Origin of the sequence: Allonocardiopsis opalescens, assembly GCF_003002095.1 — a bacterium.
Classification (GTDB): domain Bacteria; phylum Actinomycetota; class Actinomycetes; order Streptosporangiales; family Streptosporangiaceae; genus Allonocardiopsis; species Allonocardiopsis opalescens.
In genome coordinates this window covers 439,158-452,947 of sequence record NZ_PVZC01000006.1, presented here as the reverse complement: position 1 = coordinate 452,947, position 13,790 = coordinate 439,158, and the positions used below count along the sequence as shown (strand labels likewise).

The following is a 13,790-nucleotide window of genomic DNA, read 5'->3' as shown; positions in this document are numbered from 1 at the left end:
GCCCGTCAGCCGGACAGCACGATGTCGAGCACCCACGGCCGGCCCGGGCCCGTGGGTGCGCGCAGCTCGGCGCGGTGGCCCAGGTCCTCGACGGCGACGGCCAGCTCCTTGGGGGTCTGCGGGCGGGCGCCCGCGGCGAGCAGGGCGTGCGCCACCTCGCCCCGGGTGGCCTTGGCCATGTGGCTCACCACGGTGCGCCCGCCCGCGGCGTCCTCGCGCAGCACCCGCAGCCCCACGGTGTGCTCGGCGGTGCGCCCGCGCGGGCGCCAGGCCGCCGCGTAGGTGCCGGACCTGGCGTCCACGACCAGCCGCCCCTCGGCCAGCGCGGTGAGCGGCCCGGCCAGTAGGGGCCGCCAGAACGCGGCCAGCGGCCCCAGCGGCGGCAGGGACGCCGCCATCGACAGCCGGTAGGGCGGCACCCGGTCGGCCGGGCGCAGCGCGCCCCACAGCGCCGAGGCGATCAGCACGGAGTCGCGTACGGTGCCGGCGTGCGGCCCGGCCAGCAGCGCGGGCAGCCGCAGGGCGTCGTAGAGCACCCCGGTGTACAGCTCGGCCGCCGGCAGCGCGGCGGCGGTGCGCAGCCGGGTGTTCCTGGGCAGCTCCGCCGCCTGGCCCACCGACAGGCCCAGGGCCGCGCGGGCCGCCTCGGCGTCCCCGGAGCACAGCTCGCCCAGCGCGGCCGCCACCCGGGCGCGGGCCTCCGCCAGCTCGGGCAGGCCGAGCGCCGCCGGGTCGGCGGGCGCTCCGCCGCCGCCCTCGGCCTTGCTCTCGGACGGCGGCAGCAGGATCAGCATGGGTCTCCTCGGTACGGGTGGGGCGGCGCCGGTCGGACACCGCCGCGGCTGGTATTTTCGCCGACCGATGGCTGAACCGGAGGCAGGACACGAGACCTGGGCGCGGCTGCTGGACGCGGCCTGGCCCGCCGTGCGGGTCGAGGAGCGCCACGGCTGGCTGCTGCGCCACGCCGACGGCTTCTCGTCCCGGGCGAACTCCGTGTGGCCGCGCGGCGAGCCCGCCGACCCGGGCGCCGCCATCGCGGCGGCCGAGGACTTCTACGCCCGCCACGGCGCCGCGCCCCGCTTCCAGATCTTCCCGGAGGCGCAGCCCGAGCTGGACGCCGCGCTGGCCGCGCGCGGCTACCGGGCGGAGCGCGCCACGGTGGCGATGTCGGCCGGGCTGCCCGCCGCGCCGCCGAGCGGCGGCGGCGCCGCCTTCGGCGCACGGCCGGGTCCGGACTGGTTCGAGCTGTGGTGGGCCGTCGACGGCCGCGGCGCGCCCGCTCAGCGCGCGGCGGCGCGGGCGATCCTCACCGGGTGCCCGGCCTGGTACGGCGCTCTGGACGAGGCGGCCGTGGTCCGGGCGGTGCCGCAGGCGGACCGGCTCGGGATCTACTGCCTCGCGGTCGCGCCCGAGCGGCGCGGCCGCGGGTACGCGCGGGAGTTGCTGGCGGCCGCGCTCGACCGGGGCGCGGCGCACGGGTGCCGTGAGGCCTATCTGATGGTCACCGAGAGCAATTCCGCGGCGATCCGGCTGTACCGCTCGGCCGGGTTCGAGCCGCGCGGCCGCTACCACTACCGGGTCGGGCCGGCCGGGGGAGCGGGAGCGCAGACGGCGGCCGCCCCGCGGGGCGGCCGCCGTCCGAAGCCTTCCGTCTAACGCTCGTCGTTGGAGGCGACGGCGGGGGTCTCCCGGAGTCGCGCCGTCTCGTCCTGGACTTCAACAGCGAGCTTACGCAGGGAGTCGCCGTGCTGGCGCATGTGATGGCCGCAGAACAGCAGCTCTCCACCGGCGCTGAGCCGCACGCGTACGTAAGCCTGGGCCCCACAGCGGTCGCAGCGATCAGCGGCCGTGAGCGGCTTGGTAGGGGCAAGAGCTCCAGTCACTTCGCCTTCCTCGGGCTCGGCGTCAGGTTCATGCTCACCCCGCAGTGCCGGGGGCGAGCACTTAGAACAACATATGACCCCACCTGCGCGTTCCCAACCTGGGAGGGTGTACGCCGATAGCGGAATCGCCCGACTGGGCTGTGATCTAGCTCATTGCGGCGTTCTGTCCCGGCGGGCGGCGCGCCCGGCGGCCCGGTTCGCTCCGTCGGCCGCGGACGCTACCCTTCCGAAGGGACGTTCGAATGCGCGCCCGCCGCAGCAGACCCTCCGCACGACAGGAGACCGCACACCGTGACCGCACTCACCAACGTGCTCACCGGCGACTCCGGCGACTACACCGCGCGTCACCTCTCCGTGCTGGAGGGCCTGGAGGCGGTCCGCAAGCGGCCCGGCATGTACATCGGCTCCACCGACAGCCGGGGCCTCACCCACTGCCTGTGGGAGATCGTCGACAACTCCGTGGACGAGGCCCTGGGCGGCCACTGCGACCGGGTCGAGGTGCTGCTGCGCGCCGACGGCTCGGTGGAGGTCCGCGACAACGGCCGGGGCATCCCCATCGACGTCGAGCCGCGCTCGGGCCTGTCCGGCGTCGAACTGGTCATGACCAAGCTGCACGCCGGCGGCAAGTTCGGCGGCGGCTCCTACACCGCCTCCGGCGGCCTGCACGGCGTGGGCGCCTCGGTGGTGAACGCGCTGTCGGCCCGGCTCGACGTCGAGGTCGACCGCGACGGCGCCACCCACGAGATGAGCTTCCGGCGCGGCATCCCCGGCCGCTTCGCCGGCATCGGCCCCGACGCCCAGTTCACCGCCGGCTCCGGCCTGGCCAAGGGCAAGCGGGTGGCCAAGCGCGTCACCGGCACCCGCGTCCGGTTCTGGCCCGACCGCCAGATCTTCCTGGCCGAGGCCGCCATCGCGCGCGGCGCCCTGCTCGACCGGGCGCGGCAGACCGCCTTCCTGGTGCCGGGCCTCACCCTCTCCATCCGCGACGAGCGCCCCTCCGACGACGGCCCCTACGAGGAGGAGTTCCGCTTCGACGGCGGCATCGGCGAGTTCTGCGAGCACCTGGCGCCCGACCAGCCGGTCTGCGACGTGCTGCGGATGCAGGGCGCCGGCAGCTTCACCGAGACGGTGCCGGTCCTGGACGACCAGGGCCACCTCACCCCGGCCGAGGTCGAGCGGGAGCTGATCGTCGACATCGCGCTGCGCTGGGGCGCCGGCTACGACACCGTCACGCGCTCGTTCGTGAACGTCATCGCCACCCCCAAGGGCGGCACCCACGTGGCCGGCTTCGAGCGGGCGCTGGTGCGCACCCTCAACGACCTGCTGCGCACCACCAAGATCCTCAAGGCCAGCGACGAGCCGATCACCAAGGAGGACGCCCTCGAAGGGCTCACCGCGGTGGTCACCGTGCGGCTGCCCGAACCGCAGTTCGAGGGGCAGACCAAGGAGATCCTGGGCACCGCCGCGGCCAGCAAGATCGTCTCCCAGGTGGTCGGCCGGGAGCTGCGCGCCTTCCTCACCTCCACCAAGCGGGTGCCCAAGCAGCAGGCCCGCACCGTGCTGGAGAAGGTGGCCGGCGCCGCCAAGGCGCGGCTGGCCGCCCGCCAGCACCGCGAGAACCAGCGCCGCAAGACCGCCCTGGAGAACTCCGCGCTCCCCGCCAAGCTGGTCGACTGCCGCAATGAGGGCACCGACCGCAGCGAGCTGTTCATCGTGGAGGGCGACTCCGCGCTCGGCACCGCCAAGCTGGCGCGCGACTCCGAGTTCCAGGCGCTGCTGCCGATCCGGGGCAAGATCCTCAACGTGCAGAAGGCGTCACTGGCCGACATGCTCAAGAACGCCGAGTGCGCCGCCATCATCCAGGTGCTGGGGGCGGGCTCCGGGCGCAGCTTCGAGATCGACGCGGCCCGCTACCAGCGGGTCATCCTGATGGCCGACGCCGACGTCGACGGCGCGCACATCCGCTGCCTGCTGCTCACCCTGTTCTACCGCTACATGCGGCCGATGCTGGAGGCGGGCCGGGTCTTCGCCGCGGTGCCGCCGCTGCACCGCATCGAGATCACCAATCCGAAGAAGCGCCAGGACAAGTTCATCTACACCTACAGCGACGCCGAGCTGCACCGCAGGCTGACCGAGCTGACCGCGGCGGGCCTGCGCTGGAAGGACCCGGTGCAGCGCTACAAGGGCCTCGGCGAGATGGACGCCGACCAGCTGGCCGAGACCACCATGGACCCCCGCTACCGCACCCTGCGCCGCATCCGCGTCGAGGACGCCGAGGGCGCGGCCGAGGTCTTCAACCTGCTGATGGGCAACGAGGTCGCCCCCCGCCGCGAGTTCATCGTCGGCGGCGCCGCCGAACTCGACCTCTCCCGCATCGACGCCTGAGGCTAGCGGGGCCGGCGGAAGTACGCGTTGGCGGCCGGGGTGAACATGAGGGCGAGCCCGACCGGCACCGCCAGGATGTGCGCGGTGCGCAGCGCGGCCGAGAGGTAGAAGACGGCGTCGGCGCTCGCGAGCAGCTCCGGCACGGAGTTGCCGGCGGCCAGCCAGCCGATCGGCTCGAGCACCAAAGACAGGGTGCCCACCGTCCCGAGCAGCAGGGCGAGCGCGATCCTGGCCGGGTTCCGGCCGGCCCGCATGGCGAGCACGAGCGCGATGACCGCGGCGTAGACGACCGCCCGCACACCCGCGCCCATCGCGAGGCCGGCGGCCGGCGCGCCGGCGGCGAGCGCGTCCGTGGCGAAGACCGCCGCCTCGGCGACGCCGGCGCCGACGGCGAAGAACCAGGCGGCGGCCGCGCCGCGTACGGCGTCGGGCGGGGCGGGCCGCACGGTCGGTGCGGACGGAGCGGAGGCGGCGGTGCTGTGCGCGGTCATGGGATTCCGTTCTCTCGCGGTGCGGAGGCGTGCTCGTGCACCCATGACTCTGCCCGCGGCGGCCCTCGGCCGCAGGGACGCGGGCACTCCTACGCCCCTGGTGCGGGCACCACCTTTCACCGGCCCGGCTCCCACACCCCCTCGGTGAGGAAGCGCTCCAGGACGGCGGTGTGCGGGGCGAGGTCGAGGCCGCGCTCGGCCAGCCAGCCGTCGTCGTAGTAGGTCTTGCGGTAGCGCTCGCCGCCGTCGCAGATGAGGGTGACGACGCTGCCGCGCACTCCTGCGCGCCGCATCCGGTCGATGAGCAGGAAGGCGCCCCACAGGTTCGTGCCGGTGGAGCCGCCGGCCGCGATGCCGGTGGCGGCGCGCAGGTGGCGCATGGCGGCCAGGCTGGCGGCGTCGGGCACCGGGATCATCAGGTCGATGACGGAGCCGACGAAGCTGGGCTCCATCCGGGGGCGGCCGATGCCCTCGATCCGCGAGGGCATGCCGGTGCCGTAGTCGGGGGTGTCGGTGGCCCAGCCGGGGAAGAAGGCGGAGTTCTCCGGGTCGACCACGGCCAGCCGGGTGGCGTGCCTGCGGTAGCGCAGGTAGCGGCCGATGGTGGCCGAGGTGCCGCCGGTGCCCGCGCCCACCACGATCCACTCCGGCACGGGGTGCCGCTCCAGGGCCAGCTGCCCGAAGATCGACTCGGCGATGTTGTTGTTGCCGCGCCAGTCGGTCGCCCGCTCGGCATAGGTGAACTGGTCCATGTAGTGGCCGCGCGCCTCGGCGGCCAGCCGCTCGGCCTCGGTGTACATCGCGGCGGGCACGTCGACGAAGTGGCAGCGGCCGCCGTACCGCTCGATCAGCGCGATCTTCTCCGGGCTGGTGCGCCTGGGCAGCACCGTGACGAACGGGAGGTCCAGCAGCCGGGCGAAGTACGCCTCGGACACGGCGGTGGAGCCGGAGCTGGCCTCCACGATGGTGGTGCCCTCGGTGATCCAGCCGTTGGCCAGCCCGTAGAGGAACAAGGAGCGCGCCAGCCGGTGCTTGAGGCTGCCGGTGGGGTGGACGGACTCGTCCTTGAGGTAGAGGTCGATGCCCCACTCGGCCGGCAGCGGGAAGACGTGCAGGTGGGTGTCTGCCGAGCGGTTGGCGTCGGCCTCGACCCGGCGGATCGCCTCGTCGACCCAGGCGCGAGCCTTGGCGTCGTAGCGGTCGTGGCAGCCGGCGGCCGGGGATGGGTCGTCCATACCGGCAGGCTAGCGGGGGCGGCGGACAGCGGGCGCCGCGCCGGACGCGGCGGGGCGCCCGCCGCCGCGTCCGGCGCGGGACGGCTCAGCCCTTGAGGGCGACCCCGCCGGCCACCCAGAAGCGCTCGGCCCCGATGGCGTCCTCGGGGCGCTCGGGGCGCCAGGCGTTCACGAAGGTCAGGCCGGGGTCGACCAGCTTGAAGTCGCCGAAGAAGCGCTCGAGTTCGCCGCTGCGCCGGTGCGCGCCGGTGCCGGTCTGCGAGCGGTAGACGGCCAGCAGCCGGTCGGCGGCGTCGGGGTCGGTGTCGCCGACGACGGAGGCGATGGCCAGGTAGCTGCCGGGCGCCAGCCGCTCGCGCAGCTCGGCCACGAAGCGGTCGGGTTCGAGCTCGTCCGGGATGAAGTGCAGCACCCCCGACAGCAGCAGCGCCATCGGCTCCTCGAAGTCCAGCAGCCGCCGGGTCTCGGGGTGGCCGAGGATCGTCTCGGGCTCCATCATGTCGGCCTGGATGACGGTGGTGCTCTCGTCGTCCTCCAGCAGCGCGCGGCCGTGCGCCAGCACGATGGGGTCGTTGTCGACGTACACCACCCGGGCGTCGGGCTGGTGCCGCTTGGCCACCTGGTGCACATTGTCCTGGGTGGGCAGCCCGGCGCCGAGGTCGAGGTACTGCCGGATGCCGGCCTCCTGGGACAGGAAGCGCACCACCCGCACCAGCCAGGCCCGCATGGCGCGCGCCATCGCCGGCACCTCGGGCGCGACCTCGCGCACCTTGGCCGCGGCGGCCCGGTCGACGGCGTAGTTGTCCTTGCCGCCGAGGAAGTAGTCGTAGAGGCGCGCGACGCTGGCCGTGGAGGTGTCGATGCCGCTGGGGGGCCGGGCGTCCGGGGCGAAGGACTCGTCGGGGTCGAGGGTTCCGTAGTCGGTCATGGCGTTGGGCTCTCTCAGCTTGCGCGAGCGGGGCGGCCGGCACGGCGCGCAGGGGGACCCGGCGGGCGGTTCGGGGGAGCGGCGCGGGGGCGCCGACCCGTCCGAGCGGTACCCGTCCTGCTGGCACCTTATCCCGCAGGAGCGGGGTTCCAGGGGCGTTCTCGGCGGATTCGCCGGTTTGGGTCAGTCCAGGCTGCCGCCGCTCATCGCCGCGTGCAGCCTGCGGTACCGGGACGCCTCGCTGGTGCGGCTCTGCCGTTCCAGGGTGCGCGCCAGCGCGATGCAGGCCCAGGAGTCGCAGGGGTCCAGCTCGACGAGCGTCCGGAAGGTCGCCTCGGCCTTGCGCAGCTGCGCGGAGTGGAAGTAGGCGCGTCCCAGCAGCTCCAGCACGGTGCGGTTGTTGGGCTCGGCCTCGGCGACCGGCTCGAGCACGCGGGCCGCGCCGATGGGGTCGCCCTGGGCGAACCGGCGCCGGCCCCGGGTGAAGGCGTCGTAGGACGTCTCGGGCATGTGACCTCCCTCAGGGCCATAACGGCCTCCACGCCTAGCATTCCCCGTGGTGCGGACGTGACACGAGGGGAGCGGACCGGAGTGCCCACTCCCCTTCGCGCCCGCGGATCAGGCGTCCGCCGCCTCGTCGTCGGGCTCGGCCCGGCCCACCACGGTGCCGCCGACGGCGGCCAGCGGCCGGGGCAGCAGGTCGCCGGAGCCGTCGCGGCGGTCGTTGAGGTCGGGCAGCCGGATCGGGCCGCCGTCGGCACGCGCGGCCCTGGCGGGGGCGGCGCCGGCCCAGCCGAACAGCAGGACGTCCTCGCCCTTGAGGAAGCGGTGGCAGCGCACCCCGCCGGTGGCGCGGCCCTTCGACGGGAAGAGCGAGAACGGGGTGACCTTGGCGGTGCCCGTCTGGGTGCCCGGCAGGGCGGCGGAAGAGCCCGCGACCGTGACGACCACGGCGTCGAACTCGTCGGGGTCGGCCGGCACCGCGCCGAACCACACGGCGTGGGCGCCGTCGGCCAGCCGCACCCCGGTCACACCGCCCGCCGGACGGCCCTGCGGGCGCACGCCGTCGACGGCGAAGCGCAGCAGCTGGGCGTCGGAGGTGATGAACACCAGGTCCTCGGCGCCGCCGGTGAGCTGGGCGGCGCCGATCACCCGGTCGCCGGGCTTGAGCGCGATGACGTCGAACTCGTCCTTGTTGGCGGGGTAGTCGGGGGTGACCCGCTTGACCACGCCGGTGCGGGTGCCCAGCACCAGCCCGGGGCCGACGCCGTCGAGGGCGGCCAGCGCGACCACCCGCTCCTCTGGGTCCAGCTCCACGAACTCCGCCACGGGGGCGCCGCCCTGGAGGTTCGGGGCGCCGCCGCCCTCGGGCAGGACGGGCAGTTCGAGGACGGACAGCCGCACCATCCGGCCGAGGTCGGTGACGACCGCGACCTCGCCGCGCGCGGTGGCCGGCACCGAGGACACCACCGCGTCGTGCTTGGCGCGCGAGCCCTCACCGGACGGCGCCGCGCCGGTGGCGGTCCTGGCCAGCAGGCCGGTGGAGGAGAGCAGGACGTGACAGGGGTCGTCGGGCAGTTCGAGCGGGACGGCGGCGGTGCGCTTCTCGCCGGAGCTCTCCAGCAGCTCGGTGCGGCGCCGGGTGCCGTACTCCTTGGCGACCTCGGCCAGCTCGGCGGAGACCACGCCGCGCAGCCGCTCGGGGGAGTCCAGGATCGCGGTCAGTTCGGCGATCTCGGCGCGCAGGCGGTCGCGCTCGCTCTCCAGCTCCAGCCGGTCGTAGCGGGTGAGGCGGCGCAGCGGGGTGTCCAGGATGTAGTTGGCCTGGATGTCGGAGAGGTCGAAGATGGTCATCAGCCGCTGCCGGGCCGACGCGGAGTCGTCGCTCTCCCGGATGACCTGGATGACCTCGTCGATGTTGAGCAGCGCCACCAGCAGGCCGTCGACCAGGTGCAGCCGGTCCTGCCTGCGCTTCCTGCGGTAGGTGGAGCGCCGCCTGACCACCTCGACGCGGTGGTCGACGTAGACCTGGAGCAGCTCCTTGAGGCCGAGGGTCTGCGGCTGGCCGTCGACCAGCGCGACGTTGTTGATGCCGAAGGTCTCCTCCATCGGGGTGAGCCGGTAGAGGTCCTCCAGCACCGCCTCGGGGTTGAAGCCGTTCTTCAGCTCCACCACCAGCCGCAGGCCGTTGGTGCGGTCGGTGAGGTCGCGCAGGTCGGAGATGCCCTGGAGCTTCTTGGCCTGCACCAGCTCCTTGATCCGGGCGACGACCTTCTCCGGGCCGACGTTGTAGGGCAGCTGGGTGACGACGATGCCGGTGCGGCGGGCGCTGACCTTCTCCACCGACACGGTGGCGCGGGTGCGGAAGGTGCCCCGGCCGGTCCGGTAGGCGTCGCGGACGCCGTCGAGGCCGACGATCCGGCCGCCGGTGGGGAGGTCGGGCCCGGGCACGAAGTCCATCAGCTTCTCGAGCGAGGCGCCGGGGTGGTCGATCAGGTACCGGGCGGCCGCGATCACCTCGCCCAGGTTGTGCGGCGCCATGTTGGTGGCCATCCCGACCGCGATGCCCGAGGCGCCGTTCACCAGCAGGTTCGGGTACGCGGCCGGCAGCACCTCGGGTTCGAGCTCCTGGCCGTCGTAGTTGGGCCGGAAGTCGACGACGTCCTCGTCGATGGAGTTCACCATCAGCATCGCGGCGGGCGCCAGCCGGGACTCGGTGTAGCGCATGGCGGCGGGGGCGTCGTCGCCGCCGAGCGAGCCGAAGTTGCCGTGGCCGTCGACCAGCGGCAGCCGCATCGCGAAGGGCTGGGCGATGCGGACGAGGGCGTCGTAGATGGCGCCGTCGCCGTGGGGGTGCAGCTTGCCCATCACCTCGCCGACCACGCGGGCGCACTTGACGTGCGCGCGGTCGGGACGCAGGCCCATCTCGCTCATCTGGTAGAGGATGCGGCGCTGCACCGGCTTCATGCCGTCGCGGGCGTCGGGCAGGGCGCGCTGGTAGATGACCGAGTAGGCGTACTCCAGGAAGCTGCCGCGCATCTCCTCGGAGACGTCGATGTCGATGATCTTCTCGTCGAGATCCTCGGGTGGGGGCGTCGTTCGGGCCATGCCCGCCATTGTGGCGCCTGCCGACGTCACTCGCACCACGGCGGGTGCCGGGTACGGCGGGGCGGGCGACGGTGAGAACAACCACCGGCCGATTCGGAATAAGCGGTCGCAAGCGGTCGGCCGCACCGCTGTGAGCAGGCGGAACCGGGATGTACTACGGAGCGTCGCCCTGCGGGTGCGGCCCTCGCGGGCGGAGGATGGCGGCGAGAGCCGTCTCTTCAGTGACAGGGGGCCGAAAACCTGTGATTCGATAAGGAGTGCTAAAAATTCGTTAATAAGACCCGACTCGGCTTGTGCGGGGTGTCCTGCGCCTGGCCGGACCGACCCACCGATAACGTCACGGACTGATGCTGCCTGCCCTGATCGCCCTGCATGTCGCGGTGGCCGTCGTGCTGCCGCCGCTGGCCGTCCGCCTGGGACCCCGCGTCTTCCTGGTGGCGGCCGTGCCGCTGCTGGCCACCGCCGGGTGGGCGCTGCTCCAGCTGCCCGGCATCCTGGACGGGCGGCCGGCCACCGCCTCCGTCCCCTGGGCCCCCGAACTCGGGCTCGTGCTGGACTTCCGGCTCGACGCGCTCGCGCTCACCATGGTCGCGCTGATCTCCGGGATCGGCTCGCTGATCTTCGTCTACGCCGCCTGGTACTTCTCCGCGAGCGAGCGCGCCCTGGGCCGGCTGGCCGCGATGATGGTGCTGTTCTCCGCCTCCATGCTCGGCGTCGTCGTCACCGACAACCTGCTCGCGCTGTACGTGTTCTGGGAGCTGACCACCGTCTGCTCCTTCGTGCTGATCGGCCACTCCGACCACCGCGAGAACAGCCGCCGGGCCGCCATCCAGGCCCTGATCACCACCGCGGGCTTCGGGCTGCTGATGCTGATCGGCTTCCTGCTGCTGGGCCAGGCGGCCGGCACCTACCGGATCTCGGAACTGGTGGCCGACCCGCCCACCGGCCCGCTGGTCCCGCTGGCGGTGGTGCTGGTGCTGGCCGGCGCCTTCGCCAAGTCGGCGCAGGTGCCGCTGCACTACTGGCTGCCGGCCGCGATGGTCGCGCCCACCCCCGTCAGCGCGTACCTGCACGCCGCCACGATGGTCAAGGGCGGCGTCTACCTGGTGGCCCGGCTCGCCCCCGGCTTCGCCGACACCGGGCCGTGGCTGCCGCTGGTGCTGTCCTTCGGGCTGGCCACCATGGTGGTGGGCGCCTGGCGGGCGATGCGGCAGGACGACGGCAAGCTGCTGCTGGCCTACGGCACCGTGAGCCAGCTGGGCTTCCTGACCGTGCTGGCCGGCGCCGGCACGCCCATCTCCGGCATCGCGGTGGTGGCGATGCTGCTGGCGCACGGTTTCTTCAAGTCCACGCTCTTCCTCGCCGTCGGCGTCATCGACCACCAGGTCGGCACCCGGACCATGAGTCGGCTGTCGGGGGTCGGCCGCCGGATGCCGGTGCTGGCCACCGCCGCGGCGGTGGCCGCCGGCTCCATGGCCGGGCTCCCGCCGCTGCTGGGCTTCGTCGCCAAGGAGGCCGACTTCGAGGTCTACCTCCCCGGCCACCACCCCGCGCTGAGCGTCGCCGGATCGAGTGCGGTGCTGCTCGTGCTCGCGCTGGGCTCCGTGCTCACCTTCGGCTACAGCGCCCGGCTGTGGTGGGGCTCGTTCACCACCAAGGCCGAGGTGGCCGAGCGCCGATACCCGAGCGCCGGCCCGGCCTTCCTCGCCCCCGTCGTACTGCTCGCCGCGGCCTGCCTGCTGCCGGGCCTGGCGCCGTCGCTGGTGGACCCGCTCGCCCAGGCGCATGCCGCCACCATGCCGCACGCCGCCGCACCCGATTACCACCTGGCGCTGTGGCACGGCTTCAGCCTGCCGCTGCTGCTGTCGGTGGCCGTCACCGCGGCCGGGCTGGTGCTGTTCGCCAACCGCGAGCGCTTCTACCGGCTGCAGAGCGCCGCGCCGCGCTGGCCCGACGCCGAGGTCGCCTACCACCTGTTCGTGCACGCCGTGTACTCCACCGCCCTGGGGGTGACCCGGCGGCTGCAGACCGGTTCGCTGCCGCTGTACCTGACCGTCATCCTCGGCACCCTGCTGGTGGTCCCGGGCGGTTGGTTCGTGTGGTCGCTGGCCTCGTCCGGCCTGCACGTCCCGATGAGCGGCGGCGACTGGCGGCTGTGGGACACCCCGGTCCAGCTGGTGCTGGCACTGGTGGTCGGCGTCAGCGCCATCGCCGCCGTGCGCGAGGAGCGCCGCTTCCCCGCGCTGCTGCTGCTGGGCGCCACCGGCTTCGGCATGTGCGGGATCTTCGTGGTGCACGGCGCCCCCGACCTGGCGCTGACCCTCATCCTGGTCGAGACGCTGACCATGATCATCCTGATCTTCGTGCTCCGCCGGCTGCCCGCCCGCTTCGCGTCGGGCGCCCGGCGGGTGGGCTGGCCGCGGCGGCTCACCGCCGTCGTCTGCGCGCTGGCCGGGATCTTCGTGGCGGGGGTGCTGGCCGCGAGCACCTACGCCCGCAGCCTCCCGCCCGCCTCGGTGGGCTACTGGGAGGAGGCCGAGCACGCCGGCAGCGCGAACCTGGTGAACCTGATCCTCGCCGACTTCCGCGCGATGGACACCATCGGCGAGATCACCGTCCTGGTCACCGCCGCCGTCGCGGTGGCCTCGCTGGTGGTGGCCAACCGCAGGACCGGCGGCGAGAACGGCGGCGACGAGGGGAACGGGGCCGCCAAGCCGGTCATGGCGCGCAACGAGCCCGTCATCGGCCGGGAGGGGCACGAGACGTCGACGGGAGGTGGGCATGGCTCAGGATGACGAGCGCGTACCGGCGGTCCCCGGACCGCCCGACGACTGGGAGGCGCCGCGCGAGCGCTGGCTCAGCACGGTGGTGCGGCCCGCCTTCGGCCCCCGCTCGATGCTGCTGGAGGTCGTCGCCAGGATGCTGATCCCGGCCATCCTCGTCTTCTCGGTCTACCTGCTGGTGGCCGGGCACAACCGCCCCGGCGGCGGCTTCGCGGGCGGCCTGGTCGCCTCGATGGCCTTCGTGCTGCGCTACGTCGCCGGCGGCCGCTACGAACTTGCCGCCGGCATCCCGGCCCGGCCGCCGGTGATCCTGGCGCTCGGCCTGCTGCTGTCCGGCGGCACCGCCGGCGCGCCGCTGCTCTTCGGCGAGCCGATCCTGCGCACCCACACCTGGCACTTCGAGCTTCCGGTCTTCGGCGAGGTGCACCTGCTGAGCGCGCTCTTCTTCGAGATCGGCGTCTACCTCATCGTCGTCGGCCTGGTGCTGTCGGTGGTGGCCGCGCTGGGAGCGCGGATGGAGGCCGAGGAAGAGGAGACGCGCGCCTGGGGCGAGGGGGAGGTGCGATGAACACGCCCGCCCTGGTCCTGGTGATCACGGTCGGCGTCCTGTACGGGACCGGCTTCTACCTGCTGGTGCAGCGCTCGCTGATGCGGGTGGTGCTCGGCATCCTGCTGCTGGGCCACGGCTCCAACCTGGCGCTGCTGCTCACTGACGGCGGGGCGGCGCTGCCGCCGCTGCTCGGCGACGCGGGCGAGGGCCGGATCGCCGACCCGCTGCCGCACGCGATGATCCTGACCGCCATCGTCATCACCTTCGGCGTCACCACCTTCCTGCTGGCGCTGGCCTACCGCGTCTGGCTCGGCGACGAGAACGACGAGGTGCCCGACGACATCGAGGACCGCCGCATCGGCGCCCTGGCCGAACCGGAGGACTCCGCATGACCGCCGGCACGCGCGCCCGCCGCACCGGCCCGCCG

Annotated in this window: 12 protein-coding genes; 5 read left to right on the top strand and 7 right to left on the bottom strand. The window is 73.7% G+C overall.

The window, feature by feature from the left end; genetic code table 11:
• Positions 1 to 5 precede the first annotated feature (5 nt).
• Positions 6 to 794 carry a peroxide stress protein YaaA gene (gene yaaA / locus CLV72_RS21565; RefSeq protein ID WP_106249356.1) on the bottom strand — a complete coding sequence of 263 codons (789 nt, stop codon included), beginning with the start codon at positions 792 to 794 and terminating at the stop codon, positions 6 to 8.
• A 67-nt stretch (positions 795 to 861) separates the two neighbouring features.
• On the opposite strand from yaaA, the gene CLV72_RS21560 reads away from it, so the two are divergent.
• On the top strand, positions 862 to 1,656 hold the full coding sequence (locus tag CLV72_RS21560) for a GNAT family N-acetyltransferase (protein WP_106249354.1): 795 nt from the start codon (positions 862 to 864) through the stop codon (positions 1,654 to 1,656).
• Here CLV72_RS21560 and CLV72_RS33405 read toward each other — a convergent pair.
• Positions 1,653 to 1,883 (bottom strand): DUF7455 domain-containing protein, encoded by a 231-nt coding sequence (locus CLV72_RS33405; RefSeq protein ID WP_106249351.1) that lies wholly within the window; start codon positions 1,881 to 1,883, stop codon positions 1,653 to 1,655. The genes CLV72_RS21560 and CLV72_RS33405 overlap by 4 nt on opposite strands.
• A gap of 291 nt (positions 1,884 to 2,174) precedes the next feature.
• Between CLV72_RS33405 and CLV72_RS21550 the strand changes: the two genes are divergently transcribed.
• Positions 2,175 to 4,268 carry a DNA gyrase/topoisomerase IV subunit B gene (locus tag CLV72_RS21550; RefSeq protein WP_106249348.1) on the top strand — a complete coding sequence of 698 codons (2,094 nt, stop codon included), beginning with the start codon at positions 2,175 to 2,177 and terminating at the stop codon, positions 4,266 to 4,268.
• Positions 4,269 to 4,270: 2 nt separating this feature from the next.
• Here CLV72_RS21550 and CLV72_RS31835 read toward each other — a convergent pair whose 3' ends face one another.
• The 5 genes from CLV72_RS31835 to CLV72_RS21525 all read right to left on the bottom strand — a co-directional run bounded on the left by CLV72_RS31835 (position 4,271) and on the right by CLV72_RS21525 (position 10,030).
• The gene (locus CLV72_RS31835; protein ID WP_146159514.1) at positions 4,271 to 4,759 is read right to left on the bottom strand and encodes a hypothetical protein; all 489 of its coding nucleotides are present in this window, start codon (positions 4,757 to 4,759) and stop codon (positions 4,271 to 4,273) included.
• A 116-nt stretch (positions 4,760 to 4,875) separates the two neighbouring features.
• A complete protein-coding gene (gene cds1, locus CLV72_RS21540) occupies positions 4,876 to 5,994 on the bottom strand; it encodes an L-cysteine desulfhydrase Cds1 (RefSeq protein WP_106249345.1) in 1,119 nt (372 codons plus the stop codon).
• 85 nt (positions 5,995 to 6,079) lie between these two features.
• A complete protein-coding gene (locus tag CLV72_RS21535) occupies positions 6,080 to 6,922 on the bottom strand; it encodes an SAM-dependent methyltransferase (RefSeq protein ID WP_106249342.1) in 843 nt (280 codons plus the stop codon).
• Between the two features lie 183 nt (positions 6,923 to 7,105).
• A complete protein-coding gene (locus CLV72_RS21530; protein ID WP_106249340.1) occupies positions 7,106 to 7,432 on the bottom strand; it encodes a tetratricopeptide repeat protein in 327 nt (108 codons plus the stop codon).
• A gap of 108 nt (positions 7,433 to 7,540) precedes the next feature.
• Positions 7,541 to 10,030, bottom strand: a complete 2,490-nt coding sequence (locus tag CLV72_RS21525; protein ID WP_106249660.1) for a DNA gyrase/topoisomerase IV subunit A — start codon at positions 10,028 to 10,030, stop codon at positions 7,541 to 7,543.
• 347 nt (positions 10,031 to 10,377) lie between these two features.
• On the opposite strand from CLV72_RS21525, the gene mbhE reads away from it, so the two are divergent.
• From mbhE to CLV72_RS21510, 3 genes are read left to right on the top strand one after another with little or no spacing between them, the layout of a single operon-like run.
• A complete protein-coding gene (gene mbhE, locus CLV72_RS21520; protein WP_245930351.1) occupies positions 10,378 to 12,825 on the top strand; it encodes a hydrogen gas-evolving membrane-bound hydrogenase subunit E in 2,448 nt (815 codons plus the stop codon).
• Positions 12,812 to 13,381: an MnhB domain-containing protein gene (locus tag CLV72_RS21515; protein WP_106249658.1), complete on the top strand. Its 570-nt coding sequence runs from the start codon at positions 12,812 to 12,814 to the stop codon at positions 13,379 to 13,381. Before mbhE ends, CLV72_RS21515 begins: the two co-directional genes overlap by 14 nt.
• Positions 13,378 to 13,755, top strand: a complete 378-nt coding sequence (locus tag CLV72_RS21510; protein WP_106249336.1) for an NADH-quinone oxidoreductase subunit K — start codon at positions 13,378 to 13,380, stop codon at positions 13,753 to 13,755. The genes CLV72_RS21515 and CLV72_RS21510 overlap by 4 nt, the downstream gene beginning before the upstream one ends.
• The last annotated feature ends 35 nt before the right edge of the window (positions 13,756 to 13,790 follow it).

Coding starts and splice junctions, on each gene's coding strand:
- yaaA (WP_106249356.1), bottom strand. CDS start 794: ATGCTGATCCTGCTGCCGCCGTCCGAGAGCAAGGCCGAGGGCGGCGGC.
- CLV72_RS21560 (WP_106249354.1), top strand. CDS start 862: ATGGCTGAACCGGAGGCAGGACACGAGACCTGGGCGCGGCTGCTGGAC.
- CLV72_RS31835 (WP_146159514.1), bottom strand. CDS start 4,759: ATGACCGCGCACAGCACCGCCGCCTCCGCTCCGTCCGCACCGACCGTG.
- cds1 (WP_106249345.1), bottom strand. CDS start 5,994: ATGGACGACCCATCCCCGGCCGCCGGCTGCCACGACCGCTACGACGCC.
- CLV72_RS21535 (WP_106249342.1), bottom strand. CDS start 6,922: ATGACCGACTACGGAACCCTCGACCCCGACGAGTCCTTCGCCCCGGAC.
- CLV72_RS21530 (WP_106249340.1), bottom strand. CDS start 7,432: ATGCCCGAGACGTCCTACGACGCCTTCACCCGGGGCCGGCGCCGGTTC.
- CLV72_RS21525 (WP_106249660.1), bottom strand. CDS start 10,030: ATGGCCCGAACGACGCCCCCACCCGAGGATCTCGACGAGAAGATCATC.
- mbhE (WP_245930351.1), top strand. CDS start 10,378: ATGCTGCCTGCCCTGATCGCCCTGCATGTCGCGGTGGCCGTCGTGCTG.
- CLV72_RS21515 (WP_106249658.1), top strand. CDS start 12,812: ATGGCTCAGGATGACGAGCGCGTACCGGCGGTCCCCGGACCGCCCGAC.
- CLV72_RS21510 (WP_106249336.1), top strand. CDS start 13,378: ATGAACACGCCCGCCCTGGTCCTGGTGATCACGGTCGGCGTCCTGTAC.